The organism is Gordonibacter pamelaeae (assembly GCF_003340385.1).
Taxonomy (GTDB): Bacteria; Actinomycetota; Coriobacteriia; order Coriobacteriales; family Eggerthellaceae; genus Gordonibacter; species Gordonibacter pamelaeae.
Window position 1 is genome coordinate 39,683 of record NZ_PPTS01000005.1, and the last position, 26,335, is coordinate 66,017.

General features: G+C 66.0%; 20 protein-coding genes. 10 read left to right on the forward strand and 10 right to left on the reverse strand.

The annotated features are described in order from the left end of the window. The first annotated feature begins 84 nt into the window (after positions 1 to 84). Positions 85 to 1,407 (forward strand): MFS transporter, encoded by a 1,323-nt coding sequence (locus C1877_RS08715; RefSeq protein ID WP_114568962.1) that lies wholly within the window; start codon positions 85 to 87, stop codon positions 1,405 to 1,407. Here the strand turns inward: C1877_RS08715 and C1877_RS08720 are convergent. Together C1877_RS08720 and C1877_RS08725 are read right to left on the reverse strand one after the other, a co-directional pair. After that, on the reverse strand, positions 1,404 to 1,727 hold the full coding sequence (locus tag C1877_RS08720; protein WP_015539047.1) for a heavy metal-binding domain-containing protein: 324 nt from the start codon (positions 1,725 to 1,727) through the stop codon (positions 1,404 to 1,406). The two genes, C1877_RS08715 and C1877_RS08720, sit on opposite strands and share 4 nt — an antisense overlap. Before the next feature lie 228 nt (positions 1,728 to 1,955). Beyond that, a complete protein-coding gene (locus C1877_RS08725; RefSeq protein WP_015539046.1) occupies positions 1,956 to 3,170 on the reverse strand; it encodes a diphosphate--fructose-6-phosphate 1-phosphotransferase in 1,215 nt (404 codons plus the stop codon). A gap of 536 nt (positions 3,171 to 3,706) precedes the next feature. Between C1877_RS08725 and C1877_RS08730 the strand changes: the two genes are divergently transcribed. Together C1877_RS08730 and C1877_RS08735 are read left to right on the forward strand one after the other, a co-directional pair. Next, positions 3,707 to 6,148, forward strand: coding sequence for a ribonucleoside triphosphate reductase (locus C1877_RS08730; RefSeq protein WP_015539045.1), 2,442 nt, complete (start codon positions 3,707 to 3,709; stop codon positions 6,146 to 6,148). Between the two features lie 182 nt (positions 6,149 to 6,330). Beyond that, positions 6,331 to 7,281, forward strand: a complete 951-nt coding sequence (locus C1877_RS08735) for a PDDEXK nuclease domain-containing protein (RefSeq protein WP_315970800.1) — start codon at positions 6,331 to 6,333, stop codon at positions 7,279 to 7,281. Here the strand turns inward: C1877_RS08735 and C1877_RS08740 are convergent. The 7 genes from C1877_RS08740 to C1877_RS08770 form a co-directional block, all read right to left on the reverse strand. Continuing rightward, positions 7,278 to 8,207: a hypothetical protein gene (locus tag C1877_RS08740; protein WP_147274538.1), complete on the reverse strand. Its 930-nt coding sequence runs from the start codon at positions 8,205 to 8,207 to the stop codon at positions 7,278 to 7,280. The genes C1877_RS08735 and C1877_RS08740 overlap by 4 nt on opposite strands. After that, positions 8,191 to 8,784 carry an RNA polymerase sigma factor gene (locus C1877_RS08745; protein ID WP_114568964.1) on the reverse strand — a complete coding sequence of 198 codons (594 nt, stop codon included), beginning with the start codon at positions 8,782 to 8,784 and terminating at the stop codon, positions 8,191 to 8,193. The genes C1877_RS08740 and C1877_RS08745 overlap by 17 nt, the downstream gene beginning before the upstream one ends. Before the next feature lie 81 nt (positions 8,785 to 8,865). Then, entirely contained in the window at positions 8,866 to 9,567 is a 702-nt protein-coding gene (locus C1877_RS08750; protein WP_041239061.1) for an anaerobic ribonucleoside-triphosphate reductase activating protein, read from the reverse strand. A 108-nt stretch (positions 9,568 to 9,675) separates the two neighbouring features. After that, positions 9,676 to 10,785 carry a hypothetical protein gene (locus C1877_RS08755; RefSeq protein WP_114568965.1) on the reverse strand — a complete coding sequence of 370 codons (1,110 nt, stop codon included), beginning with the start codon at positions 10,783 to 10,785 and terminating at the stop codon, positions 9,676 to 9,678. A gap of 49 nt (positions 10,786 to 10,834) precedes the next feature. Continuing rightward, positions 10,835 to 11,494 (reverse strand): RNA polymerase sigma factor, encoded by a 660-nt coding sequence (locus C1877_RS08760; RefSeq protein WP_244909832.1) that lies wholly within the window; start codon positions 11,492 to 11,494, stop codon positions 10,835 to 10,837. Between the two features lie 160 nt (positions 11,495 to 11,654). Then, on the reverse strand, positions 11,655 to 13,574 hold the full coding sequence (locus C1877_RS08765; protein WP_114568966.1) for a hypothetical protein: 1,920 nt from the start codon (positions 13,572 to 13,574) through the stop codon (positions 11,655 to 11,657). After that, positions 13,504 to 14,277: an RNA polymerase sigma factor gene (locus C1877_RS08770; protein WP_244909833.1), complete on the reverse strand. Its 774-nt coding sequence runs from the start codon at positions 14,275 to 14,277 to the stop codon at positions 13,504 to 13,506. The genes C1877_RS08765 and C1877_RS08770 overlap by 71 nt, the downstream gene beginning before the upstream one ends. Positions 14,278 to 14,575: 298 nt before the next feature. Here C1877_RS08770 and recJ point away from each other — a divergent pair, with 298 nt between their 5' ends. The 5 genes from recJ (at position 14,576) to C1877_RS08795 (ending at position 22,978) form a co-directional block, all read left to right on the forward strand. After that, positions 14,576 to 17,950: a single-stranded-DNA-specific exonuclease RecJ gene (gene recJ / locus C1877_RS08775; RefSeq protein ID WP_114569065.1), complete on the forward strand. Its 3,375-nt coding sequence runs from the start codon at positions 14,576 to 14,578 to the stop codon at positions 17,948 to 17,950. A 24-nt stretch (positions 17,951 to 17,974) separates the two neighbouring features. Next, positions 17,975 to 20,380 (forward strand): RelA/SpoT family protein, encoded by a 2,406-nt coding sequence (locus C1877_RS08780; RefSeq protein ID WP_114568967.1) that lies wholly within the window; start codon positions 17,975 to 17,977, stop codon positions 20,378 to 20,380. A 14-nt stretch (positions 20,381 to 20,394) separates the two neighbouring features. Further along, on the forward strand, positions 20,395 to 21,054 hold the full coding sequence (locus C1877_RS08785) for an MBL fold metallo-hydrolase (protein ID WP_114568968.1): 660 nt from the start codon (positions 20,395 to 20,397) through the stop codon (positions 21,052 to 21,054). A gap of 535 nt (positions 21,055 to 21,589) precedes the next feature. Beyond that, positions 21,590 to 22,558: a hypothetical protein gene (locus C1877_RS08790; RefSeq protein WP_114568969.1), complete on the forward strand. Its 969-nt coding sequence runs from the start codon at positions 21,590 to 21,592 to the stop codon at positions 22,556 to 22,558. An 87-nt stretch (positions 22,559 to 22,645) separates the two neighbouring features. Further along, positions 22,646 to 22,978: a hypothetical protein gene (locus tag C1877_RS08795; protein ID WP_114568970.1), complete on the forward strand. Its 333-nt coding sequence runs from the start codon at positions 22,646 to 22,648 to the stop codon at positions 22,976 to 22,978. Here the strand turns inward: C1877_RS08795 and C1877_RS08800 are convergent. After that, on the reverse strand, positions 22,969 to 24,111 hold the full coding sequence (locus C1877_RS08800; RefSeq protein WP_114568971.1) for an MFS transporter: 1,143 nt from the start codon (positions 24,109 to 24,111) through the stop codon (positions 22,969 to 22,971). The genes C1877_RS08795 and C1877_RS08800 overlap by 10 nt on opposite strands. A gap of 291 nt (positions 24,112 to 24,402) precedes the next feature. Between C1877_RS08800 and C1877_RS08805 the strand changes: the two genes are divergently transcribed. Beyond that, positions 24,403 to 25,455: an inorganic phosphate transporter gene (locus C1877_RS08805; protein ID WP_041239058.1), complete on the forward strand. Its 1,053-nt coding sequence runs from the start codon at positions 24,403 to 24,405 to the stop codon at positions 25,453 to 25,455. 12 nt (positions 25,456 to 25,467) lie between these two features. Continuing rightward, positions 25,468 to 26,097 (forward strand): DUF47 domain-containing protein, encoded by a 630-nt coding sequence (locus C1877_RS08810; protein ID WP_015539036.1) that lies wholly within the window; start codon positions 25,468 to 25,470, stop codon positions 26,095 to 26,097. The last annotated feature ends 238 nt before the right edge of the window (positions 26,098 to 26,335 follow it).

Sequence of the window (26,335 nt, forward strand, 5' to 3'; positions counted from 1 at the left end):
CTTGTCGTTTAATCGCTGCCTCGGCGCAGCGTCTTTTTAACCAAGATACATACCAACCGAAGGTATGAAAGAAAGGAAGAACCTATGGACAAGCTCTTGAACCGGTCGTTCGTCTCGATCGTGATCGTGCAGATCGCCTCGCTGTTCGGCGACGCGGTGCTGCGGTTCGCGCTGCCGCTCTACGTGCTGAACGTGACGGGGTCCGCCGCGCTCATGGGGGCGGTGTCGGCGGCGGCGTGGCTGCCGTACCTCGTGCTCACGCCCATCGGGGGCGTGGCGGCCGATCGCGTGAACAAGCGGCGCATCATGGCCGCGCTCGACACGTTGCTGGCGCTCACGTGCGCGGCGTTCCTCGCGCTCGACGGCGTGATCGATCTCGTGGGACTGTGCATCTGCGCGCTCATCGTGCTGTACGCGGCGCAGAGCGTGTACCAGCCCACCGTGCAGGCAGCGGTGCCCTTCGTGGTGCCGCGCGCCGACGTGGTGCGGGCAACGGCCGTGGTGAGCCAGATCAGCGCGCTGTCGGGTTTGGTGGGTCCCGTGATCGGCGGGCTCGTGTTCGGGCTGTTCGGCATCGAGCCGGTGGTCGTAGTGGCGGGGGCGGCGTTCGCCCTGTCGGCTTTGCTCATCGTGTGCGTGGTGCGCATCCCGACGGCGGACGTCGAGCGCAGTGGCGCGGGCGTCCTGCGCACGGTGGTGGGCGACCTCGCCGAGAGCTTCCGGTTCCTGCGCGGCGAGCGGCCGGTCATCCTCAAGACTATCCTGTTGGTGGCCGGCATCAACGTCACGCTGACGGCGTTCATCATCATCGGCGCGCCGGTCACGGTGACGCAGATCCTCGGGCTGCCGAACCAGTTCATGGGATTCGCGGAGGGCGCTCTCGCGCTCGGCGGCCTGACCGGCGGCATTCTGGTGGGCGTGCTGGCAAAGCGCCTGACCCTGCGCCAGGCGCCCGTGTTCCTCTTCGTGGCGGCCCTCGCCCTCCTGCCCATCGCGGTGGTGCTGGGCACTCCGATGGACCCGCTCGTCGCCTACGGCGTGCTGGTGGCCAGCCTGTTCGCCTGCATGGCCTGCGCCACCATGTTCAGCATCCAGGGCGTCTCGTTCATCCAGCTGGAGACGCCCTCGCACCTGGTGGGGAAGGTGATCGCGCTGGCCATGGCCATGGCGAACTGCGCGCAGCCGCTCGGGCAGCTTGTGTACGGCGGCCTGTTCGACGCGCTGCGGGGCAACCTGGTGCCGGTGGTGCTGGGTACTGCTGCGGCCGCCCTTGTCATCGCGGCGCTCACGAACCGTGTGCTCAAGCGCGGCCTGCCGGCGGGGAATGGGGCGGGGGCGGCAGACGGAGTCGCCGTTGTCGTGCCCGCCGCCCCCGAGGCGCTGGAAGCCGCAAAGCCCGGCGTTTAGGCCTGCTCGAGCGTGACGGCGGTGCCGGAGGCGGTGACCATGAGCATGTTGCCCTGACCGAGCACCTCGTAGTCGATGTCCACGCCCACCACGGCGTGCGCGCCCATGGCGGCGGCGCGCTGCTCGAGCTCGGCGAGGGCCTCGGTGCGCGCCTGCAAAAGCTCCTGCTCGTAGCCCTCGCTGCGGCCGCCCACGATGTTGCGGATGCCCGCGCCGAAGTCGCGCAGGAAGTTGATGCCGGTGATGACCTCGCCGAACACGATGCCGTAGTAGCCGCTTACGCGGTATCCGTCGACGGAGGGGGTGGTGGTGACGATCATGGCGGTTCCTTTCAACGGTTTGACGTTCGACGAAGAGTATAGCCGCCAACCGTTAAGAAACCGTCAGCATCCGCCTTAAGAAAATGTGAAGAGGGCGTGCCAGAAGCCCGGGATGTGCCATTAGTGCCATTAGGACGGGGATAATGGCACATCCCGGCACCGACCCCGGCCGCCGTGACGCCAATGGCACACCCCCGCACCGGCCCCGGCCGCCGTGACGCCCGCCGTCTAGCGCCGGTTGAACGGCACGATGGTGGCGGGGATGCCGCCGTCCATCACCACGCGCGGCTCGCCCTTGATAAGCGGGCGGAAGTAGTCCAGGGCCTCCGGCGCAATGCCTTGGTAGGCGGGCAGGATCCACTCGGAGGGGAAGTGCCGCACGAAGTTCGCGAACTCGCTCGCCGGCGCGGCGAAGAACCACGCGTTGTAAAGGCCCTCCGCAGCCGCTTCCTCGTCGCGGCGCACGCCCACCACCTGGCCGGTGAACGCAGGGTCGGCGCTGCGCATGTGGGCGCTCAAGCCCAGCTCCCAGGCTTCGGTCCGGTCGACGATGCTCTGCGCGAAGTTGCTGGAACGCGCCGCGCGCGACAGGTCCTGCACGATGCCGCGCGGCACGATGCCCGCGTCGACGATCATCTGCTTGATGGCGGCCGCGGCCCCACCCAGCACGGCGTGCGCGAACCCGTCGTCGGCCGCTTTGCCGGCGGAGAGGTAGGTCCCGTCCGCGTAATGCGCGCCCTCGGACGTGACGATGTAGCACTTGCCCGTCTCTTCGAACTTCTTCCGCACCTCGGCCAAGAATGCCTCGCGGTCGAAGTCCACCTCCGGCAACACGAGCAAATCCACGTCGCCGGTGACGCAGCAGCTCGCGGCGAGCCAGCCTGCATCGCGGCCCATCACCTCGAGCACGAACACCTCGGGGCGCGTGTAGGCATCGTAGTCGAGGCGTGTGGCGTGCGTGATCTCGCAGGCCACCTTTGCGGCGCTGGGGAATCCGGGGCAGTGGTCCACGGGCACCAGGTCGTTGTCCACGGTCTTGGGAATGCCGATGAACCGCTTGCCCGGCGCGTTGTCGCGCGCCCACTCGGCCAGCGCGTCCACGGTGTCCATGGAGTCGTTGCCGCCGATGTAGAACATCGTCGTGATATCGTGCGCGTCCATGACCTCCACGAGGCGATGGTAGTCGGCGTCGTTGCCGCGCTTGAGCTTGTAGCGGCACGTGCCGAGCGCCGATGACGGCGTCTGCTGCAAGAGCTCGATGTCGTGGCCCGTGAGGTTCGTGAGGTCGTACAGCTGGTCGTCCAACGTGCCTTCGATGCCGTAGAGGCCGCCGAACACGCGGTCGTACAGCGGGTTCAGCTGGTTGGCGCGCACGACGCCGGCCAGGCTGGAGTTGATGACGGCGGTGGGCCCGCCGGATTGCGCGACGAGGCAGTTGGCCATGATACGCTCCTGTTCTCTTCGGTAGCTGCCGAGTATCGCGCGCCCGGGCCGGTTCGTCAACGATTTGCGCCCGGAGACTTGCGAAAGGCGCAGGGATTCCACGGCGGTGTGCACGCTCGACGTCAGGAGGCGGGACGGTTCGCCGGGCACCTGCGGGCAAGCGGCAGCAGGGGCAACACAGGCCGTTCCGCCCGCCGAATTCCACGAGAAACAGATAGCCGCAGGTGGCCTCTTCCGTACCTTGTTCGCGGGACGCGGCGGGCGGTTTGTTCTGTTGTCGCAGGTCGTCTTTCATAGAGCTTACCGGGATGCTCGTATAAAACCCCAGATGGCAAAACATACCATATCTAGTTGGTTCGCACCTTTAGAACTTCAACATATGGGTGACAGAAGTTGACGAGGAAGCGCGACGCTGGTAGGGTGTGGGCTACCGATTCCCGACCGATCGCAAACCCCATCTGCGTCCGCCGGCGCCATGCTGCACGCGATCGACCAATCGTAGAGGCAACGCGGAAGCAAGCGAAAAAGGAGACCACATGTACGAGGTTCAGAAGCGCGACGGCAAGATCGCGGAATTCGACATCGCCAAGATTTCAAGCGCCATCGCCAAGGCGTTCGACGCCCTGGGCAAGCAGTACCATCCGTCGACCATCGACCTTCTGGCCCTCAACGTGACCGCCCATTTCGAGCCGAAGATCGAAGACGGCATCATCACCGTCGAGGACGTGCAGGACAGCGTGGAGGAGGTGCTCTCCACCGCCGGGTACGCCGACGTGGCGAAGTCCTACATCCTCTACCGCAAGCAGCGCGAGAAGGTGCGCAACGCGGGCGCCACGCTGCTCGACTACAAGGACCTCGTGGACCAGTACGTCAAGGTTGAGGACTGGCGCGTGAAGGAGAACTCCACGGTCACGTACTCCGTGGGCGGCCTCATTTTGTCGAACTCGGGCGCCATCACGGCCAACTACTGGCTCTCCGAGATCTACGACGACGAGGTGGCGCGCGCGCACCGCAGCGCCGACATCCACCTGCACGACCTGTCCATGCTCACGGGTTACTGCGCGGGCTGGTCGCTCAAGCAGCTCATCCAGGAGGGACTGGGCGGCGTGCCTGGCAAGATCACGTCGAAGCCGGCCAGCCACCTGTCGAGCCTGTGCAACCAGATGGTGAACTTCCTCGGCATCATGCAGAACGAGTGGGCCGGCGCGCAGGCGTTCTCGAGCTTCGACACCTACCTCGCGCCGTTCGTGAAGGCGGATGACCTCTCTTACGACGAGACGAAGCAGTGCGTGGAGTCGTTCGTGTTCGGCGTGAACACGCCGTCGCGCTGGGGCACGCAGGCTCCGTTCAGCAACATCACGCTCGACTGGGTGTGCCCGGCCGACCTGCGCGACCAGCCGGCCATCGTGGGTGGGCGCGAGCAAGGCTTCACCTACGGCGACTGCCAGGCCGAGATGGACATGGTGAACAAGGCGTTCATCGAGATCATGATCGAGGGCGACGCGAACGGCCGCGGCTTCCAGTACCCCATCCCCACGTACTCCATCACGAACGACTTCGATTGGAGCGAGACGGAGAACAACCGCCTGCTGTTCGAGATGACCTCCAAGTACGGCACGCCCTACTTCTCCAACTACATCAACTCCGACATGGAGCCCTCCGACGTGCGCTCCATGTGCTGCCGCCTGCGCCTCGACCTGCGCGAACTGCGCAAGAAGTCCGGCGGGTTCTTCGGAAGCGGCGAGTCCACGGGTTCGATCGGCGTCGTGACCATCAACATGCCGCGCATCGCCTACCAGGCGGTGGACGAGGCCGACTTCTACCGCCGCCTCGACCATCTCATGGACGTGTCCGCGCGCTCGCTGCACACGAAGCGGCAGGTCATCACGAAGCTGCTCGACGCGGGCCTCTACCCGTACACGAAGCGCTACCTGGGCACGTTCGAGAACCACTTCTCGACGATCGGCCTCGTGGGCATGAACGAGGCGTGCCTGAACGCAAGCTGGCTGCGCGCCGACATGACGCAGGAGGTGGCGCAGGCGTTCACGAAGGACGTGCTGAACCACATGCGCGACCGCCTGGCCGACTACCAGGAGGAGTACGGCGACCTGTACAACCTGGAAGCCACGCCGGCCGAGAGCACCACGTACCGCTTCGCCAAGCACGACAAAGAGCAGTTCCCGAACATCATCACGGCCAACGAGAACGGCAAGCCGTACTACACGAACTCGTCGCATCTGCCGGTGGGCTTCACCGATGACATCTTCAGCGCGCTCGACGTGCAGGACGAGCTGCAGACGCTGTACACGTCCGGCACCGTGTTCCATGCGTTCTTGGGCGAGAAGCTGCCCGACTGGAAGGCGGCCGCCACGCTCGTGCGCAAGATCGCCGAGAACTACAAGCTGCCGTACTACACCATGTCGCCCACGTATTCCGTGTGCAAGAACCACGGCTACATCGCCGGCGAGGTGTACGAGTGCCCGTGCTGCCACGAGGAGACCGAGGTGTACTCGCGCATCACCGGCTACTACCGCCCGGTGAAGAACTGGAACGACGGCAAGTCGCAGGAGTTCGCCGATCGTGTTGAGTACGACTTGGGGCATTCGCATCTGACGCGCGAGGGCGTGCAGGTCACGGCCGCCGCGGAGCAGGCTGGGCAGGCTGGCTCGCACGTGACGGTTCCGGGCTTCGAAGAGCCGGCGACTGCGCCCGAGCACAGTGCGCTGCCTGCTGGTCTATACCTGGTGGCAACGCGCACGTGCCCGAACTGCAAGTTCGCGGCAGCCGAGATGGATGCCGCCGGCATCGCCTACGAGGAGCTTTTGGCCGAGGATAACGTGGAGCTGGCGCAGCGCTACCGCATCATGCAGGCGCCGACGCTGCTCGAGGTGGGTGCGGACGGCTCCGTGGACATCACGGCCGGTGCGGCAGCGGTGTTCCAGAAAGTCAACGCCATGCGCGCCCAAGTGGTGGCATAAGGCGCGGAGCAAACGCGCAGGTTGAGGGCTGGATCGAAGCGATCCGGCCCTTTTTGACTGAGGCGAATTCGGGGCACAACGTGCCTCGAATTCGGAACACACCGTGTTCCGAATTGTGCGCACAGCGTGTGCGCAATTCGGAGTCGTGCGGGGTCGACGCCATGGTGGAAGCGTACTAGGAGATCGGCCGCCAGATCGTGGAGGCGCAGGGCGACCGCGCCGAGTACGGCAAGCATCTCATGGAGTATCTGTCCGAGCGCCTGACGAAGGAGTTTGGGAAGGGGTTCAGCGTCCCCAATCTTGAAAACATGAGGCAGTTCTACCTTGTGTTTCCAATTCGCTACACACTGTGTAGCGAATTGAGCTGGTCGCATTATCGCCTGATCATGCGTGTAGAGGACGAGAAGAAGCGCTTGTTCTACATGCGGGAGGCTGTCGAGCAGAATTGGACGGTTCGTCAGCTCGACCGCGAGATCCACTCCTTCTACTACGAGCGCCTTCTGGCGACGCGGGAGGAGGGGCGCGAGTCCGTGCGGCAGGAGGTCAAAGTGCTTGAGCCGCCCACCAAGGCGGACGGCTTGCTCAAGGACCCCTACGTGCTCGACTTCCTCGACATGGGCGGCCGCACCGACTATCGCGAAGACGAGCTTGAGCAGGCGCTCATGGATCGGCTGCAGGAGTTCCTCCTGGAGCTCGGCAAGGGCTTCGCATTCGTCGCGCGCCAGCAGCGCATCGCCGCGGAGACGGAGAACTACTACGTCGACCTCGTGTTCTACAACTGCATACTGAAATGCTACGTCCTCATCGACCTCAAGACGGGCAAGATCACGCCGCAGGACGTGGGCCAGATGGACTTCTACGTGCGCCTGTTCGACGACCGCTGCACTCAGCCGGACGATAACCCCACCATCGGCATCATCCTCTGCGCGACGAAGGACGCCACCGTGGCCCGGTACTCGGCGCTCGCCGACGGCAAGGGCCTGTTCGCCTTCCGTTACACGCTGTGCCTTCCCACCGAGGAGGAGCTAGCGCGCGCCCTCGAGCCTACCAGCGCGTTGTTCCTCGAGCGGGATGCAGGAGAGGACATGAATGGACCTGCTTCTGCGCCCGGCGATTTCGCTTCGACTGTCTAGTTGCCGGCTATTTCGGTGAAGGTGTAGCTGGTCGGGTTGCCGAGGTCGGGGGCTTCTATGAGATACGACTTGGTTTGGGTCGAGCCGTCGGCGAACGTGGCCGTCGCGCTGAGCACCGAGCCTGTCAGCTCGCGTGCGGCTCCTTCCTCGATGGCGGCATCCAGCTGTGCGGCCGCCTCGTATGAGTGGCCCTCGGCCATCAGGCGGCGATACGCCTCGAGGCCTGATTCCGAAAGGGGGAACCCGATATAGATTTCCACGATGCGCGTGTCATCGATCGATTCCTGGTGGTTGTAGTCGAACGTGACGGTCTTGGGATAATGAAACACATGGATGCCCTCCGCTCGCTGCTGCTGCGTGACGGTCTTGTCGATGATCTCGAAATATGAGCGCTCGCCTTCTATCTCGTAGGTTATGGTCTCGATGTTGTCGCCCTCGCAGCGTATGTTGAAATGGTACTTGTACCCTGCCCATTCGTAGCTCCAGAACGAGTCGTCGGCGGGGTTGTACCACGGGCCGCTGTAGCCTCCGTCTCCATGAAACTGGCTCGCATTGAGCTCCATAGAGTTCTCTTTCGCTTCTTCGGGCGCTTTTGCGACGTTCTCGTCCGGGGTTGGGGGCTCTGCCATGAGGTCGTTGACGATGCCGAACCCGCCCGGCGAGTTGAGGGCGAGCGCGGTCGTGCCCGCACCGAGCAGCAAGGCAATGCAGGCGGCTATGACGAGCATCCTGGTTCGGTGGTGCCTGAACAACGCAGACGGGCGGCAGGGGCCGTGCCCCGTTGCTGCAGCGCTCGCACTGCCACGACGTGCGCGGGCTTCCTTGAGGACGGCCTCTCTCAACTGCTCGGGAGCGCGCAAATCGCTCATCATGGCTTGGTAGTCGTCGAGGGTGGGGGGATGAGGACGGTTATGCTGTTCGGCCATGGCCCGACTCCTTTCTCGACTCGATGTTGCCAGCTTGCCCAAGCTGCTCGTCCCGCAGCGTTGTCCGGAGGCGTTCGCGTGCCCGGTGGAGGCGGGTGCGGACGGTGCTCGGCTTGCAGCCCGCGATGCGGGCGATCTCCTCGGTCGAATAGCCTTCTGCGTAGTGCAGATGCACGGTGGTGCGCAAGTCGGGCGGCAGCGCGCCGACAACTTCCCAGATGTCCGCCCGGAAGGCATCGGGTGCGGGTATGTCGACGTGCTCCTGCTCCAATCCGCCGGTGCGGCGGTTCCAGCTAAGCCGCGCGAAATCGTGGCAGCGGTTGATGGTGACGCGCAGCAGCCACGCCTTCAGGTGCTCGTCGCTCTCGAAGGCGGCCGTGTGCTCCAGCAGGCGCATGAACACGTCTTGGTACACGTCGTCGGCATCGCTCGGCGACCCCGTCTGCGCGAGCGCCACACGATACACCGTGTCGCCCCACGCATCCATGGCGCGTCTCAAGAACGCGTCCGAGCGAAGCGGGCAAGGATTGTCGGCCGCATCGGTGCGGCCCGTTGTGCGCTTAAACGGAATGTGCATGCATTCACCTCTCTGGAGACAATACGGGAGAGGCGTCCCGATTGTTCCGAAGAAGGCGAAAAATTCGTCGCGTGCGCTCTTCTACACGCCGCGCAGCTGGGTGTTGGGGACGGCCTGGCGCAGTTCGGGAAGGAGGGCCTCGAGGTCGGCGGGATCCCAGGCGTGCAGGGCGCCGGGGCCGGCAAGTACGGTGTCGGCGTCGACGAAGCTCTGCAGGTGCCAGGCATGGGCGCCGGCGATCCAGCGGGAGAGCGCCACAAGGTCGGCCGTCCCGTGCAGCTCGCGCGTGACGGTGGTGCGGAACTCGTAGGGTACCGCGCTGGCGAGCAGGTAGTCGACTGATGCGGCGACGGGTGCCAGGTCGAAGCCGGGCACGCCGACGGTTTCCGCGTAGCGCTCGGGCGCGTTCTTCACGTCCAGCGCCACATAGTCCACGAGTTCGCTTTCGACGAGCTCGCGCAGCCGGTCGGGAAAGCTGCCGTTCGTGTCCAGCTTCACCGCGAAGCCCGCGCCTTTGATGCGGGCGCAGAAATCGGCCAGCTCGGGCTGGAGCAGCGGCTCGCCGCCGGTGATGCACACGCCGTCGAGCAGGCCGTGCCGCTTGTCCAGGAACGCGAAGAACTCCTCGACCGGCGTATCGCCGGTTGCATCGCCCGCGCCCAGCACGAGCGCGGCGTTGTGGCAGAAGGGACAGCGGAAGTTGCATCCCGGGAGAAACACGGTGGCCGCCGTGTGCTCGGGGAAGTCCAACAACGTCAGCTTCTGCAATCCGGCTATTCTCATGGGTCGGCTCCTTGGACAAGAGAACGGGAGCCCGAACACCGTTCGGGCTCCCGACATCATAGGACGCACGGCCGCATTCCGCAAACGCGGCCCGGTTGGACGCGCCGTCTAACCGGTCACTTCCTCGAGCGTGTAGAGGACGGGACGGTTCGGCTCGGCAGCACCATCGGCGGAGAAGCGGTCTGCAAGGTACGCGGAGTACGCCTGCTCGAAGTCGTCCACGGGGACAAGCCGGTAGGTTTTGGTGGCGGTCGTTCCGTCGTTGAACGTGGCGGTGATGGCGATCTTGGCCTGCGAGATTATCTTGGCATCATGCTGGCCGAGCACAAGCTCGAATTTGTCAGATGCCTCGTTCCATGCGGCGATTTCCTCTTCGGTCATGTTGTCGCGCGGAACCCGAGGCTGGGCGGTGCTGGCTTGGAGCTCGTCCCACGCCTGCCTGTCGCTGCCCTCGAGCACGTAGCTCAGGCAGATTTCATGGTGCACGCGATCGATGGCGCTCATGTCCTGGTCGTGGTAATCGACGGTGAACGTACTGTCTTGGTCTGCGGTTGCCACGGCGCTTCCCACCTCGGGTTCGCCGTTCGATTCAAGGTACTCGCTCGTCAGCTGCCAGTTGTTGAAGGAGACCCCTTCGCCCTGAAGCTCGTAGGTGATGGAGGCGATGTTCTCGCCCGAGCAGGTGAGGTTCAGGTTGTAGGCGCGCGATGCCACGATAGGGCCTGGATACGAATCTGTTTCGGCGTCGTAGAGGGGTCCGGTCGACGCGCGCATGAGCATGAAATCCTGGGAGTTCAACGTAACCGGCCCGTTCGCCGGCGTCCCGCCCTCGTCGGCGAAGGCGGCCAGCTGGAACGAGTTGGCGACTGCTGGGACGTCGTCGTTCCCAACCAGGCCGGGCAGTCCCAGCGCGATGGCCGTGCCGCCCAGACCCAGGGCCAGCACGGTGCAGGCGGCCAGGGCGAAGCCCTTCATGCGGCTGCGCTTCACGGAGAACACGGGAGTTGCGGGCGCCTCGCGTGCCGGGGTGGGAGCGCTCGGCTGCGGCGTGCAGGTTGCGTTGGCCGTACGGGTGCCGCAGCTTGCCGCTGCGGTCGATTCGACCTTGTCGGCAGCCAGCCGGGCGCGCGCCTGCTCGAGCACCTGGTCGGGCAGGTGGGCGGGCGCATGGGTGTCGTGCATCATGGACTGGTAGCGGTCCAGAGGGTCGGTGCTCATAAGGTGCCTCCTTTCGAGGGGAGGATGGAGGTGGTCAATCGGGAGGGGGCTATTCAGCGGTCAGGGCTGCGGCGTTGGGCGGCCGCGGCAAGGTCGGCGCGCCGCCGGCTGCGGACGCGTTCCCGCTGTTCGGCAGTGTTGCGGGCGCATCTTCGGCGGCGTCGGCCTCCAGCAGCTCCCTGATGCGTGCTCGGGCGCGGAACAGCCAGGTGCGCGCCGTCGCGGGGCGGCAGTCGAGCGCGCTCGCTATCTCTTCGGTCGAGTAGCCCTCCACGTAGTGCAGGTGCACGGCCGTGCGCTGCTGCTCGGGCAGCTGGCCCACGGCGTCCCAGACGGCGGCGTCCTCGTCGTCGTGCGCGGCGGCGTCGGGTGCGTCCCATTCGGGGTCGAGCGCGACCGTGCGGCGCTTCCAGCCTGATCGTGCCAGGTCGCGGCATCGGTTCACAGTCACGCGCAACAGCCACGCCTTCAGATGCTCGGGGCTCTCGAATGCCGTGCCGCTGTCCAACAGTTGCAGGAACACGTCTTGGTACACGTCCTCCGCGTCGGCGCGCGATCTGGTCTGGCCGAGCGCCAGCCGGTACACCGCATCGCCCCAATCGGCCATGGCCTGCTTAAGGAACGCCTCGGGATGCGGGTTCGCCCCGCTTTGCCGCAGCGCTGCGGGCCTTTGCAACGCCCCGTCTTCCGCTCGTTCATGGTTCGGCATGGTTTCACCTCCTTGAAGAAGCATGCGATCAAGGGAGAGTGAATGTTTCAGAGAAAGGAAAAGCCGCACGAAAAAGAACGCCGCCCCCGTAAAGGGGAGCGGCGTTCGTGAAAAGGCGGGGGCGAGGCCGAATTCGGCCCCCGTTGAGGGCGGTCTGCGCCTACGCGAGTGCGCCGATGCGGAAGGCCAGCACGCCGGACATGCCTTCGTGGCCGTAGTACACGAACGAGAATCCGGAGTCGGCCAGCATCTCGTCGCTTACCACGCTCAAAATCGACACCTCGCGCGTTTCGCCGGGCTCCATCATCTGGAAGTAGTACATCGACTCCCAGGTGGGTCCTTCGTGGCCGCTTCGCCAGATAGGCTCGAAGGATGCTCCGGTGTTGGCGGAGAAGGTTCCATCGTCGTTCGGTCGGAGGGTGGCGAAGAAGCCTCCGGTCAAGTACACGTTGGCCTGTTCGTCGGAGTTGTTCGTCACCGTCTTCGTGAGCAGCACGTACGAGAAGCCGGGCGACAGCGTGCCGTCGGCCGTGATCGAGAACATGCCACGCACGCTGATGCTGCCGGTTTCCTCGTCGCGCTGGCCGCCACTTCCCTCGTAGTACAGGATGAGGTCCTCCACCGCCACGCCCTCGGGCAGCCCGTCCAGGCGTTCGACGCGCTCGAACGTGGTCGTGGTGTTCGCCTCGTGGTACGGCTCCAGGGACGCGAGGTCGGTGACATTGTCCCGCTCGATGGTCGGGCCGGGCGGCACGTTGGACTTGCTGCTGGGCGCAACGCCGTCGGACGAGGTCTCAGGCGGCAGTTCGAGCTTCCGCGGCTGCGTGAGCGGTTCGGTGAGGAAGGGGTACGACGCCTCGCCGCAGGGGAACGGCTCGTCCGTCTCGCTCGCGACCGTGCCGTACAGCGTGTGGATGGAGGCGATGCCCTGGTTGTAGGCCTCCCAGAACTCGTCCGTGGTCTTCTTCGCCTCGGTGGTGATCTGGGGCACCAGCTCCAGTACATGGTTCACGCCGTCGGCGGTCTCTACGATGTTGGCCTTGAAGTCGGCCGCGTGCAGGTCCACTACCTGCGTGGCCGTGCGGCCGTCCGTGAACGTGACGGTGATGGTGAGCTGAGCGCCGTCGAGCGTGTCGAGGGCGGCGTTCATGCTGGCCAGCCCGTCGAACTCCCCGCGATCGTTCTCCACGGCGTCGAACGGCTCGTTCGTCCACAGTCCGAACCGGTACTCGCTTGCGCTCGCTTCGGGCTCGTCCATGACGGAGGTGTCGACCGTGGACCCGAGCCGCTGGTAAAGGTTGGACTTGCCCGTCCTGCTGGGGTCATTGCGGTCTTTCCCCACGTTTTCGTCGCCGGGTTCGATGGTTCCGTAATACAGCACGCCGGCCACGTAGTCGTACTTTCCCAGCAGCTCTCCCTGCCCGATCTTATAAGGTTTCCAACTGCTGACTTCCTTTACGAACTCCGGGTCGCTCTCGCGCGACCATACCTTGCTCGTCACCCGGTACAACTCGCCGCGCGACACGTTCGCCTGGACGCGGGCGATGTTGTCGCCCTCCACGCTGAACACGCAGCCGGTGTAGAAGCCCTCGTTGGCATAATCGTCGCCTTCGGGCGGTATCATGCGCTGCGTCTCCGTCTCGCAGTTGAAGACGATGGTGCCGTTCGAACCGGTGGGAAAAAGGGTGTCGTCCACCGCGCCGTAGGCCTTCACGGCGAATGCGGTGGGGGATATCCCCGCAGGCAGGGAACCGCTTCCCTGCGGCCACGCGAGCGAGAAGCCCACGATCGCCGCCAGCGCGGCCAGGCAGGCGGCCAGGGCGAGCCCGCGGATCGCAGGCCGTTTGGCGCGCGGACGTGCGCTGGGCTTGCGGGCGGGCTCGCCGTGCGAAGACGCGGCGGCTCCCGCGCACTTTCGCGCCTCATTGCAAGCTGCGCCGCTGCCTGCGGGCACCTTCCCGGTCGCGCTGGCAGCCTGCCGTTCGGCCGCCGCCTTCTTCAGCACTTCGTCACGCAGGCGGTCGGAGGTTCTCACCTCCTGTATCTTCGCAGCATAGTCGTCGAAGGGGTCGTGGCTCATGGTCGGCCTCCTTTCCGGAAGACGGGGAATCGGTGGTTGCGGGGTGTACGGAGGCGCAGCGATTGTCCGCGGGTCGGAGGCTCGCAAACGCGCTGCTGGCGGGGCGCGAAAAAGCGGAGCCGTCGTCCGCGCGCGATGCGCCCGCCGGTTGGCAGGGCGCAGGGCGGCCTGCGAGATCCGCGGTCTCGAGGGCGGCCTTCAGGTGCTTGCGGGCGCGGTGCAGGCGCGTGCGCGCGGTGGAGGGGCGGCATCCCACGAGGGCGGCCGCCTCGTCGGTGGAATAGCCCTCCACGTAGTGCAGGTGCACCACGGCGCGCAGGTCGGGCGGGAGGGTGCCGATGGCGTTCCAGATGTCGGATTCCAGCAGGTCGGGCGCCTCGACGGCCAGGGCCGCATGGCGTTCTGCAAGCGGCTCGTTGCGGCGTTTCCATCCCGAGCGCCCGATGTCGCGGCAACGGTTGATGGTCACGCGCAACAGCCACGCCTTCAAGTGCTCGTCGTCGTTGAACGCCGTGCGGTCCTTGAGCAGGCGGACGAACACGTCTTGGAACACGTCCTCGGCGTCGGAGGCGTCGCGCAGCTGGCTCAGCGCCAGCCGCAGCACCGTGTCGCCCCAGCGGTGCATGGCATCCTCGAGGAACGCGTCGGGGCGCAGGCCGTCGGCCTCCGCCGAGTCGCGGCTGCAGGGGATATGTTCGGGCATGGGTTTCACCTCCTCGACCATAACACGAACGAAGCGCCGCGATTGTTCGCGGTGGGGAAAATCGTGTCGGCGCACCCTCCGCGGCCAGGCGCCGATCGTGCAGATGCGGCCGTGACCGCCCGGCGGCAGCGGGGGCACCCTCGGCGAGAACAGCCCGTCGCCCGTCGGCCGAGGGCGCCCTCTCGAACGCCCTCCGTTTTCTTCTCGTGCACGCTTCGTTCCCTGCGGTGACAGCTCGCGCCGATTGTGGGACAATGGGGCGTGAAATATTACTCTTCGCATGTGAGGTATGAGCGCCATGTCTGCCCAGTTCAACATCAAAGCGGCCGACCCCGCCGCCGTCTCGCGCATCGAGCGCGGGCTGGGGCTTCCGCGTTTCGTGGCCGCGACGCTCGTCGCGCGCGGCATCTCCGAGCCTTCCGAGGTCCGCGCCTTCCTGGAGCCCTCGCTCGACCGCGACTGGCTCGACCCCTACACCATACCCGGCCTGTCCGAGGTGGCGGACGCGTTGGAGCAGGTCATGCGCGCCGACGGCCGCATCCTCGTGTTCGGCGACTTCGACCTCGACGGCATCTCGGCCACGTCCGTGCTCACGCGCGGCCTGCGCGCGCTCGGCGCCCACGCCGACCCGTTCATCCCGCGGCGCTTCGAGGAGGGCTACGGCCTGACCGAGGCCGCCTTCGCGCGCGCCCGCACACTCAACCCCGACTTCATCGTCACGGTGGACTGCGGCATCGCCTGCAAGGCGGAGGCGGCCGCCATCGTGGCCGCCGGCGTGGGCCTGGCCGTCACCGACCACCACGAGCCGGTCGACCTCGTGCCCGAGGACGTGCCCGTGGCCGACCCGAAGTGCGACGAGAACTGCGAGAGCGCCATCCTGGCTGGCGTGGGCGTGGCCTTGAAGCTCGTGCAGGTGCTGGGCGGCCGCTTCGGCTACCCGCACCTGTGGCGAAGCTACACCGACCTGGCCACGCTCGGCACGGTGGCCGACCTCATGCCCATGCGCGGCGAGAACCGCGCGCTCGTGTCCGACGGCATCCGCCGCATGAACAGCGCCCCGCGCCCCTGCATCGCGGCGCTGCTGGGCTCGAGCGGCGCGGCCGACAAGCCCGTCTCCGCCACGAACCTCAGCTTCTCGCTCATTCCGCGCCTCAACGCCGCCGGACGCATGGGCGACGCGCAGCTGGCGCTCGACCTGCTCATGACCGACGACTTCGACGCCGCCTGCCGCCTGGCGGCCGAGCTCGAGGCCGTGAACGACCAGCGCCGCACCATCGAGGCCGAGCTCTCCGAGATAGCGAAGGCCCAGGCTGCCGATGTCTACCGTGGCCAGCGCGCGCTCGTGGTGTCGGGCGACGGCTGGCACGAGGGCGTGAAGGGCATCGTGGCCAGCCGCCTGGTGAACACCTACGGCGTGCCCAGCCTGCTGTTCACCATAACCGGCGACGAGGCGCGCGGCTCGGGCCGCAGCGTGGGCCAGGTGAACCTGTTCAAGGCCGTGGAGGCCGCATCCGACCTGGTCACGCGTTTTGGCGGGCATGAGGCCGCCGTGGGCGTCACCCTGCCCACGGCCAACCTGCCGGAGTTCGAGCGCCGCCTGTGCGCCTACATGGACGAGCTGCCCGAGGGCGCGTTCCACCCGCTCATCGAGATCGACGCCTGCGTCGCGCTCGGCGAGCTCACGCTGGAGAACGTGGAGAAGCTGGACACGCTCGCCCCCTTCGGCCAGGAGAACCCCGTGCCGTGCTTCCTCGCGCGCGACGTCACCCTCGCGAACTGCCGCGCGGTGGGCGCGGAGAAGAACCACTTCTCGTGCGCGCTTTCCGACGGACGCAACACGGTGGCCGGCATCATGTTCCACTGCACGGACATCGAGGCGCTCATGCACACCGACAGCGTGGTCAACGCCGCGTTCGAGGTGCAGATAGACGAATGGCGCGGCCGCCGCTCGGTGAAGGCCATGCTGCAGTCGCTCGCCCCCGCGCGCACGTGCTGTGCGCTCGAGGCGTGCCTCGACCCGGTGGAGCGCTCGTTCGTGGCCGACCTGTACGCCACGAGCGATGCGGAGCTCTGCGCCGACGTGGCCCACAACCCCGAGGACATCGAGGCCTACGAGGCGGCCCGCGCCGCGCGGCGCGCCGAGTGGGAGCGCCGTGCGCACGAGGACCCGGCGGGCCTCGAGGCCGACATCGTGCGGGCCATCATCGGGGACGGCTCACTCCATGCGTCGCAGCGCACCGTGCTCGACTGCCTGGACGCGGGCCGCTCGGTGCTGGCCGTCATGGCCACGGGACGCGGCAAGTCGCTCCTGTTCCAGGTGCATGCTGCCGAGCGCGCCCTGCGCGAGGGCACGGCCAGCCTGTTCGTGTACCCGCTGCGCGCGCTGATCGCCGACCAGGCGTTCCACCTGAACGAGGCGCTGGAGCCCTTCGGCATCGCCGTGGCGGTGCTCACGGGCGAGAGCACGCCCGAAGAGCGCCGCCAGACGTTCGCAGGGCTTGCGGACGGCTCGGTGGACATCGTGCTCACCACGCCCGAGTTCCTGGGCTACCACGCCGGGGAGTTCGCGCGCCCGGGCCGCGTGGGCTTCGTGGTGGTGGACGAGGCGCACCACATCGGCCTGGCCCGCGCGGGACAGCGCCCCGCCTATGCCGCCATCGGGCAGGCCGTGGAGCAGCTGGCCGCCGGCGCCCGCACGGCGGGCCGCCCTGCGCCCACGGTGCTCGCGCTCACCGCCACGGCCGACGACGGCATAGCCGACGCTATCCGAGGCGCCCTGCCGCTCGACGAGCTCGTGCTCGACGAGACGGAACGCGCGAACTTGGGCGTGGACGACCGGCGCAACCTGAAGAACCGCGACGACTACCTGGCGAACCTCGTGGCCGGCGGCGAGAAGACGGTCGTGTACGTGAACTCGCGCGAGCAGTCGGTGGCCGTGGCGCGCACGCTGCGCAAGCGCGTGCCGCAGATGGCGCCGCTCATCGGCTTCTACAACGCGGGCCTCACGCGTGCCGAGCGCGCGCGGGTGGAGCAGCTGTTCCGCACCGACGCGCTCAAGGTGCTCGTGGCCACGTCCGCCTTCGGCGAGGGCGTGAACATACCGAACATCCGGCACGTGGTGCTGTACCACCTGCCGTACAACGAGGTGGAGTTCAACCAGATGAGCGGCCGTGCCGGCCGCGACGGCGCCGCCGCGCAGGTGCACCTGCTGTTCGGTCGCGGCGATGCGTGCGTGAACGAGCAGGTGCTGCGCGACATGACGCCCGACCACGACTGCCTGGCCCAGGTGTACCGCCGCCTGCGCGCGCTGCAGCGCGATCACGGCGACGGGTTCTTCACGCTGGGCAACGTGGATTTGGCCAAGCTCGCCAGCGAGGGCGGGCACGCCGTGAGCTCCCAGTCGGCGGCATGCGGCGTGGCCGTGTTCCGCGAGCTGGGGCTCATCGAAACGCACACGGCCTACGCGTCGGGCGAGATCACCCGCTCCATCCGTGTGGTGGACACCGCAAGCAAGGTGGAGCTCACCGACAGCGTGCGCTACCGCGAGGGCTTGGGCGAGCGCGCTATATTCAGCGCGTTTCGCGACTGGGCGATGGGCACCGACGCAGCGAGCCTGCACGTGCGTGTCTCGCGCCCCATCCTGCCGGGCTCCGCGCCGCGCGGAACGCGCTAGGACGAGGAAAGGAGGCGCACCGTTATGGGCAAAGCCGATCACAAGCGCGAAGAGCTGCTGGGGGAGCCGCTCGAACAGGCGTCGCACAAGCAGACGGTCGAGGACGACCTCTTGGGCCGCCCCCACGTGGCCCAGAAGGCGTTCGCCTCCGAAGGTCGCGCCGACGCGCGCAACCCGCACCGCACGGAGACGCCCGAGGAGCGCTTCGCCGAGCTGCAGCGGCTCACGTCCGCCTACCTCTCCGAGCCCGACCAAGCGCTGCTCGCCAAGGCGTTCCAGTTCGCCAGCGAGGCGCACGAGGGCCAGTGCCGCAAGAGCGGCGAGCCGTTCGTGGCGCACCCCGTGGAGGTGGCCATCATCCTGGCGGACCTGCGCATGGACGTGGAAACACTCTGCGCGGCGCTCTTGCACGACACCGTCGAGGACACGTGCGTCACCACCGAGCAGGTGGCCGTCGAGTTCAACGAGCAGGTGGCCCAGCTGGTGGAGGGCGTGACGAAGATCACGCGCATCGAGGTGGAGAGCCTCTCCGACGAGCAGGCCGCCACCATCCGCAAGATGTTCGTGGCCATGAGCAAGGACATCCGCGTCATCGTCATCAAGCTGGCCGACCGCCTGCACAACATGCGCACCCTGGGCGCCCTGCGCGAGGACCGCCGCATCTTCAAGGCGCGCGAGACGCTGGAGATCTACGCGCCCATCGCGCACCGCCTCGGCATCAACAACATCAAGTGGGAGCTCGAGGACCTGTCGTTCTACTACCTGGAACCGAACAAGTACAAGCAGGTCAGCCGCATGGTCACGGAGAGCCGCGCCGAGCGCGAGGGGTATCTCGACCAGATCATCGGCATCCTGCACGACGAGATGGAGAAGGTGGGCATCACCGCCCAGATCATGGGCCGGCCGAAGCACCTCTACTCCATCTACCAGAAGATGACGCAGAAGGGCAAGGGCTTCTCCGAGATCTACGACCTCATTGCCGTGCGCATCATCGTGCCGTCGGTGAAGGACTGCTACTTGGCGCTCGGCGCGGTGCACACGCTCTGGCACCCGATGCCCGGACGCTTCAAAGACTACATCGCCATGCCGAAGTACAACATGTACCAGAGCCTGCACACCACCGTCATCGGCCCGGCGGGGCGCCCCCTCGAGGTGCAGATCCGCACCGAGGACATGCATCGCCAGAGCGAGTACGGCGTGGCCGCGCACTGGCGCTACAAGGAGAAGGGCGGCAAGAGCGGCGACGCCATCGACCAGCAGCTGGCGTGGCTCCGCCAGATGGTGGACTGGCAGGACGAGACGCAGGACTCGCGCGAGTTCCTGAAGGACCTGAAAGTGGACCTGGCGCCGTCCGAGGTGTTCGTGTTCACGCCGAAGGGCGAGGCCATGAGCCTGCGCGCCGGCTCCACGCCGGTAGACTTCGCCTACGCCATCCACACCGAGGTGGGCAACCACTGCGTGGGCGCGAAGGTGAACGGCGCCATCGTGCCGCTCACCTACGAGCTGCAGCTGGGCGACCGCGTGGAGATCCTCACGCAGAAGAGCGCGAGCCCCTCGCGCGACTGGCTGAACCTGGTGAAGACGCCCAGCGCCCGCAGCAAGATCCGCTCGTACTTCAGCAAGGTGAGCCGCGGCGACGACTTGCAGAACGGCCGCGACAAGCTCACGCGCGAAATGCGCAAGCACGGCCTGGGTATCTCCAGCGCGCAGTCCATGCGCGCGGTGAAGTCGGTGTCGGAGCATCTGGGCTACAACGACCCGGACGACATGCTCGTGAACATCGGCACCGGCAAGGAGAGCGCCCAGCACGTGGCGAACCGCCTGCTCAAGATACTGGTAGACAAGGGCAACGAAGCGGCCGAGACGGTGGGCCTGGGTGCGGGCGACATGTCCACCGGCAAGCTGCCGCCCATGCTCACCAGCGTGAAGCGCCCGAAGAAGCACGAGGCGCACAGCTCCAACGGCGTGGTGGTGAAGGGCATCGACGACGTGCTCGTGCGCCTGTCGCGCTGCTGCAACCCGGTGCCGGGCGACGACATCTTGGGCTTTGTCACGCGCGGGCGCGGCGTGTCGGTGCACCGCGCCGACTGCCCGAACGCGCAGGACCTCATGACGGAACCCGAGCGCATCATCGAGGTGTCGTGGGAGAACGAGCCGTCGAAGAGCACGTCGTACCAGATCGAGGTGTTCGTGGAGGCGCTCGACCGCATGAACCTGCTGCGCGACGTGGCCGTCGTGCTCTCCGAGGTGGGCGCGAACGTGCTGTCGTCGTCCACGACTTCGCACCGCGACGGCATGGCCGAGATGCGCTTTTTGTTCCAAGTGTCGGACATCAAGCACATCGACCTCATCCTTAGCAAGCTGAGGGGCATCGAGGGCGTGTTCGACGCGCGCCGCATGCTCCCCGGCGAGAGCGGCAAGAAGAAATAGGGAAGGAACACCCCATGGCTAACCAGGCAAAAGGAACGTGCGTGTCGGTGGAGTACCTCGTGCTCGGCATGCTGGAGAACAACGTGTACCTCATATCGGACGGCGAGTCCACCATGGTGGTGGACCCCTCCTGCAAGGCGGATGCTATCTTGGAGGCGCTCGGCGGCCGCAAGGTGGACGCCATCGTGCTCACGCACCGGCATTTCGACCATGTGGGCGCGGCGCGCGCGCTGCGCGAGAAGACGGGCGCGCTCGTCATCGCCTCGGCCATCGACGCCCCGGTGATCTCGGGCGACGAGGAGCTGCCGCGGGACGACCGTCCCTTCGAGACATGCCCGGTCGACCGTACCGTGAAGGATGGCGACAAGGTCCAGGTAGGCGGTATGACGTGGAAGGTCATCGCGACGCCCGGCCACACGAAGGGGGGCATCTGCCTGTACCTCGACCCGGAGCGCACCGCGAACCCGGCCGCCGCGCCCGTGCTCGTGTCGGGCGACACGCTGTTCTGCGGCACGGTTGGCCGCACCGACTTCATCGGCGGCAGCATGGACGATATGCGCCGCTCTTTGAAGCGCCTGGCCCAGCTCCCCGACGACACCGTCGTCCTTCCCGGCCACAACGCCCTCACCACCATCGGCGCCGAGCGCGGCCGTGTGTTCAAACTGTACGCGTAGCTCTTTCTTGCGTCCCGAGGGGCGGTTTCTCTCGGAGAGCCCTCCTTCCAGCACGATTCGAGGCGTGCGGCAGAAGGGGCGGGACGAAATCGGAGGCTATGGCATGGTTTCGACGGGGAACCCCTGGGACGTCTTTTCGCCACCAGGGGTTTCTCGGTTTGCACCGGCGGAAGCTCGTCCAAACATGCCATAGGCTCTGGTTTAGTCCATGACCATATTAGTCACAATAAAAAGCCGTTTGCAAATATTGCAGACTTGGCGCTGGGGACGACCGCCGTGCAGCCTTGTTGCAGCCTTGGTGGAGGGCGATGCGGCCCAAGCGCGTCCCTGGCGCATCCCTGGCACGAACCTTGCGCGAATCTTGCGCGGCAGCCGTGCGTGACCGGCGTGCCAGCCGCACGGATATTGCACGGATCTTGCGGGAATCTAGCACGGATCAAGCCGAGATTCCATACGGAAAGAAAATGTATAGTGCCAGATCAAAGTAGCTTTTTACCCCTTCCAAAAGAGGCGAGGGCATGGTAGGCTGCGCCTCATGGGAATCTTGCTTTCGGGCATATCGGCTTGGGAATACTGGTGCTACGCGGCCCATGCGCGCTGCATGCCCCGACCCTCGGCCCGCTGCGCTCGGGAACAGTCCCACGGCAAGCCGAGCGCCAAAGAGGTGCATGCGCTCGGGGAGTGCTTTCCTTTCCTGTCCGCCCCGCTGCATCTGCTCGCGCCGAACCCTCGACTCCGTTGGCGCTGCAAGGGCGTGATGTCCCACGTGGAACCGAGCAAGCTGGGCCAGCAAGGCGTTTACCGGATAGGGGAGGGGCAGTACGTCGTGTCGCCTGCGGAGGTTTTCCTGCAACTGGCCACGGTTCTGCCGTTTCCCAATCTGCTCGAGGTTGGCTTCGAGCTCTGCGGCAGGTACGCGCGGCCGATCGGCGGCTACCTTGAGCTTGGCAGACGCGATCCTCTGGCGAGCGCAGCAGGTCTCGACCGTTTTCTTGAGAGGATGGCGGGTGTGCCGGGGGCGAGCACGGCAAGGCGGGCTGTGTGCTTCATACTCGACGGGTCGTGGTCTCCCATGGAGACCTCCTCGGTCCTGTACCTGTGCCTGCCGTTCCGGCTGGGGGGATACGGGCTACCGGCTCCTCTCATGAATGCCGTCGTTCCCGTGCCCGACAAAGATCGCGCCCATGTGGGGAAGAGCTTCTACCGATGCGACCTTTACTGGCCGGAGGCACGTTTCGCCATCGAGTACGACAGCAACCTGCATCACACGGGGGCCGGGCGCATCGCCGAGGACGCCAGTCGCCGCACGGACTTGGCCTACCTGGGGGTTGAAGTTGCGACGTTGACCCAGGGGCAAGTGCGCGACCGGCGCGAGCTTGACCGAATCGCCCTTCTTCTGGCCAAGCGGTTGGGAAAGCGCCTGCGCATGGAGCGGGTCAACCCCTCGGGCGCACAAGACTACCTGCGCACCTGCCTTTTGGATTCTGCCCGCAAAGGGGCTTAATTCGCACGGGTGTCGAGCAATGGGCGCCGTGCGTTTCTTCTTCCCTTTGAATTATATGTCGAAAGGTAATGGACGAAAAGCGAGGCTATGGTCTTCTGCTTTGCCGAAAACCTCTTGAGCGTAATATGCGACCAGGGGTTTTGCCAGCTCTTCTCGAAACTCGATCGCAAAATCATGCCACAAACCCCGATCTCGTCCAAGGGTGCGCTTCCCGAGCCTTGCCGCACCCGCTATTCGCCCCGCCACCGCCTGCACCGCCGCATCCGCTACTTGTCCCGCCTTGTCTGCGCCGCCGCATCCGCGCTGCACGATGCGGACGCACTGCACGCCGTATCCGCGCTGCACGCTGCGGACGTGCTGTGCGCGCCTGCTTCATCCCATCGGCGCCGACGCGGTCGCGTGTTCGCGCGCTACCGGTAGGCCCGCCCCATCCAGGCCGCCACACCTAGGCACGCGATGCAGAACGCCGCGAACAGGGCCAGCCCCGGCACGTTCGAGCCGAAGGCGGCCGTGCTCGCGGACAGCACGAGCGGGGGGAAGAAGCCGCCTAGGCCGCCCCACATGGACACCAGACCGTTCACCGGGCCGACCTGTCCCAGGAAGTACGTGGGCACCAGCTTGAACACCACGCCGTTGCCGATGCCGCATGCCGCGCTGATCAGATAGATGCCCGCCAGGTACACGGGCAAGCCGGGTGCCAGCGCCAGCACCGCGGCGCCCACCGCAAGCGCGGCGAACACGCCCGCCAGGAGCCGCAGGCAGTCCAGCCGGTCGGCCAGCCAGCCGCCCAAGACGCGCACGGCTGCGGCCGCCACGATGAACGCGCTGGTGAACAGGCCCGCCGTCACGCCGTCCAACCCGTAGTGCGTCGCAAGAAAGTTCGGCAGGTACACGGTCAACGCCACGAAGGCGCCGAATGTCACGAAGTAGAACAGCGACAAGGCCCACAGGCGGCCGTCGCGCCACACGGCCTTGACCTGGGCCACGATGGGTGTCTTTACGCGCGGCTCCGTACGGTCGCCCAGCACGAGGTTCACCGCTATGGCCGCCACGAGCAGCACCAGGTACAGCTTCACGGCCACGCGCCAGTCCCAGGCCGCCGCCGCGAGGGGCGCGAGCCACGTGGTAAGCGCCGTGCCCATGTTACCGAACCCGTACACGCCGTTCACGAAGCCGTGACGCTCGCGCGGGTAGTACTTCGGCAGCGACGTCACGCCAACGGAGAACACGGAGCCGCCTATGCCCAGGAACACCCCGCCGGTGATGAGCGCCTCGTACGTGGTGGCCTCGCTGATGAGCCACACGGGGAGGAGCAGGCAGGCGAAGCTGGCTAGGAACACCGTGCGCGCACCCAGCCGGTTCGTCAGGTAGCCCAACGGCACGCGCAGCACCGAGCCCAGGATCACGGGGACGGCCGTGACGAGCGCCACCCGATCAGGCGGGATGGCGATGTCCTGCAAGATGTACGGCAGCAGCGACGATAGGATCACCCACACCATGAAGCCCACGATGAGGTCGCCCGTCTGCAGCGGCAGCTGTATGCTCTTCTTCATGCGTTTGCTCCCCTCGAGCAAAGATGTCCCCCTCGTGCCGCCGGAGGCATCGGCCTCCCTGTGCGGCCCCCGCCCTCAATCCATAGTGACATGCTTATATATTAGCAGTCGGTGCACGCAGCCCTTTGCCGAATGCCCGGTATTTTCTTTTCGTATGGGCCCCTTTACGCGAATTTTACCAAACGGTACGTCCGCCGACGTAAAAAGCAGGGTCGTTCCCTAGCTCTTTGTCAGATTTGCGTTAAACTGATGAGCTGCTGGCCTTTTTGCTGTTTTGTCGAGAGGGAACCCGTGACCATAGAGTGGGCTACGTTCATCGCCGAGCTCGCCTCCAACCCGGTGCTGGTGGCCGTGACGCTGCTCAATATCGGCGTCATCGTCGTCAACGGCGCCACCGACGCTCCGAACGCCATCGCAACGGTTGTCTCGACGCGGGCCATGAAGCCGAAGTTCGCCATCCTCATGGCGGCGGTCTGCAACTTTCTGGGCCTGCTGCTCGTGTCACTCGTCACGTCCGCCGTCGCTCACACTATCTTCAACATGGTGGATTTCGGCGGCAACTCCCAGCAGGCGCTCATCGCGCTCACGGCTGCCATGATCGCCATTATCGTGTGGGGCGCGGCCGCCTGGTGGTTCGGCATCCCCACGAGCCAGTCGCACTCGCTCATCGCCGGCCTCACGGGCGCGGCCATCGCGCTGCAGGGCGGCTTCGGCGCCATCAACGGCGGCGAGTGGATGAAGGTGGTGTACGGCATCCTGCTGTCCACGCTGCTGGGGTTCTTCCTGGGCTGGGCCAACTCCAAGATCGTCGGCCGCGTGTGCCGCAACATGGATCGCAAGCGCACGACGAAGGTGTTCCGCTGGGCCCAGGTGGCCTCGGGTGCGGGCGTGGCATTCATGCACGGAGCCCAGGACGGCCAGAAGTTCATGAGCATCTTCGTGTTGGCCATCACCCTGGCCACAGGCGTGGGCCAGGCCGACCAGATGGTCCTGCCTATCTGGCTCATGTTCTTCTGCGCTTTGAACATGGGCATCGGCACGGCCGTGGGAGGCGAGCGCATCATCAAGAGCGTCGGCCTCGACATGGTGAAGCTGGAGCCGTTCCAAGGGTTCGCGGCCAGCGCTGCCACGTTCTTCTGCCTTATGCTGTCCACGTTCGCCGGCCTGCCGGTTTCCACGACGCACACGAACACCACGGCCATCATGGGCGTGGGCGCCGCCAAGCGCAAGAGCGCCGTGAAATGGGGCATCGCCGTCGACATGGTGAAGACATGGGTGCTCACGTTCCCCGGATGCGGCCTGCTCGGGTTCGCATTCGCCCATTTGTTCCTGTTCTTCTCGTAAAAGGAGAGTTCAATGTCCAAGAAGCACAAGTTCGACTACTTCGACGCCTTTGAAAAGCAGTCCGCGATGGCGGTGAAAGAGGCCGAGCTGCTCATCGAGGCCATCGAGAACTTCACCGAGGCCGAAGACCTGCGCGGCATTATGGACCGCGCGCACCAGATCGAGCACGAGGGCGACGAGGTCAACCACGCCATCTTCAAGACGGTGGCCACCGATTTCATCACGCCCATCGAGCGCGAGGACATCATCGAGCTGTCGCAGTACCTCGACAATATCATCGACTACATCGAGGACGTCATGCAGCGTTTCTACATGTACGACGTCCACTTCATGCATCACGATGCGGAAGAGTTCGCCTGCCTTATCAAGAAGAGCTGCGTGGCGCTCGACAAGGCCATGGTGGACTTCCGCAACTTCAAGAAGTCGAAGACGTTCAAGCAGCTCATCGTGGACGTGAACACCTACGAGGAGGAGGCCGACCGCCTGTACCTCAAGGTCATCCGCAAGCTGCACACCGAGGACAACGACAACCCCATGCGCGTGCTGGTGTGGTCGCAGATCTTCGACCGCATGGAGAAGTGCTGCGACGCCTGCGAGCACGTGGCCGACACCATGAGCACCATCCTGCTGAAGAACGTATAGCGTTCCGCGGGCCTGCCGGCCCGCGGAACCTGCCGACGCTGCGGAGCCCCCTGGCACCCGATCTTGCCGCGATCGCGGAGGTTCGCGTACCGCAGTACGCTTCACCTCCGCGATCCCGCCAATCTCGGGCACCAGGGGGCTTCTCGCTGACTTACTACGCCAACCTGCGCGGCTGTTATGCGCCCTCCGGGCGCATGGGCGGGTCGCTTCGCTCCCGCCCGCCAACCTGGGCGGTTGT

Excerpts from the sequence above, each read along its gene's own strand:
- C1877_RS08770 (WP_244909833.1), bottom strand. The coding sequence starts at position 14,277 with ATGCCCGAACATATCCCCTGCAGCCGCGACTCGGCGGAGGCCGACGGC.
- C1877_RS08750 (WP_041239061.1), bottom strand. The coding sequence starts at position 9,567 with ATGAGAATAGCCGGATTGCAGAAGCTGACGTTGTTGGACTTCCCCGAG.
- C1877_RS08810 (WP_015539036.1), top strand. The coding sequence starts at position 25,468 with ATGTCCAAGAAGCACAAGTTCGACTACTTCGACGCCTTTGAAAAGCAG.
- C1877_RS08745 (WP_114568964.1), bottom strand. The coding sequence starts at position 8,784 with ATGCACATTCCGTTTAAGCGCACAACGGGCCGCACCGATGCGGCCGAC.
- C1877_RS08755 (WP_114568965.1), bottom strand. The coding sequence starts at position 10,785 with ATGAGCACCGACCCTCTGGACCGCTACCAGTCCATGATGCACGACACC.
- C1877_RS08730 (WP_015539045.1), top strand. The coding sequence starts at position 3,707 with ATGTACGAGGTTCAGAAGCGCGACGGCAAGATCGCGGAATTCGACATC.
- C1877_RS08715 (WP_114568962.1), top strand. The coding sequence starts at position 85 with ATGGACAAGCTCTTGAACCGGTCGTTCGTCTCGATCGTGATCGTGCAG.
- recJ (WP_114569065.1), top strand. The coding sequence starts at position 14,576 with ATGTCTGCCCAGTTCAACATCAAAGCGGCCGACCCCGCCGCCGTCTCG.
- C1877_RS08765 (WP_114568966.1), bottom strand. The coding sequence starts at position 13,574 with ATGAGCCACGACCCCTTCGACGACTATGCTGCGAAGATACAGGAGGTG.
- C1877_RS08760 (WP_244909832.1), bottom strand. The coding sequence starts at position 11,494 with ATGCCGAACCATGAACGAGCGGAAGACGGGGCGTTGCAAAGGCCCGCA.
- C1877_RS08790 (WP_114568969.1), top strand. The coding sequence starts at position 21,590 with ATGGGAATCTTGCTTTCGGGCATATCGGCTTGGGAATACTGGTGCTAC.
- C1877_RS08795 (WP_114568970.1), top strand. The coding sequence starts at position 22,646 with ATGGTCTTCTGCTTTGCCGAAAACCTCTTGAGCGTAATATGCGACCAG.
- C1877_RS08720 (WP_015539047.1), bottom strand. The coding sequence starts at position 1,727 with ATGATCGTCACCACCACCCCCTCCGTCGACGGATACCGCGTAAGCGGC.
- C1877_RS08800 (WP_114568971.1), bottom strand. The coding sequence starts at position 24,111 with ATGAAGAAGAGCATACAGCTGCCGCTGCAGACGGGCGACCTCATCGTG.
- C1877_RS08785 (WP_114568968.1), top strand. The coding sequence starts at position 20,395 with ATGGCTAACCAGGCAAAAGGAACGTGCGTGTCGGTGGAGTACCTCGTG.
- C1877_RS08780 (WP_114568967.1), top strand. The coding sequence starts at position 17,975 with ATGGGCAAAGCCGATCACAAGCGCGAAGAGCTGCTGGGGGAGCCGCTC.
- C1877_RS08740 (WP_147274538.1), bottom strand. The coding sequence starts at position 8,207 with ATGGCCGAACAGCATAACCGTCCTCATCCCCCCACCCTCGACGACTAC.
- C1877_RS08725 (WP_015539046.1), bottom strand. The coding sequence starts at position 3,170 with ATGGCCAACTGCCTCGTCGCGCAATCCGGCGGGCCCACCGCCGTCATC.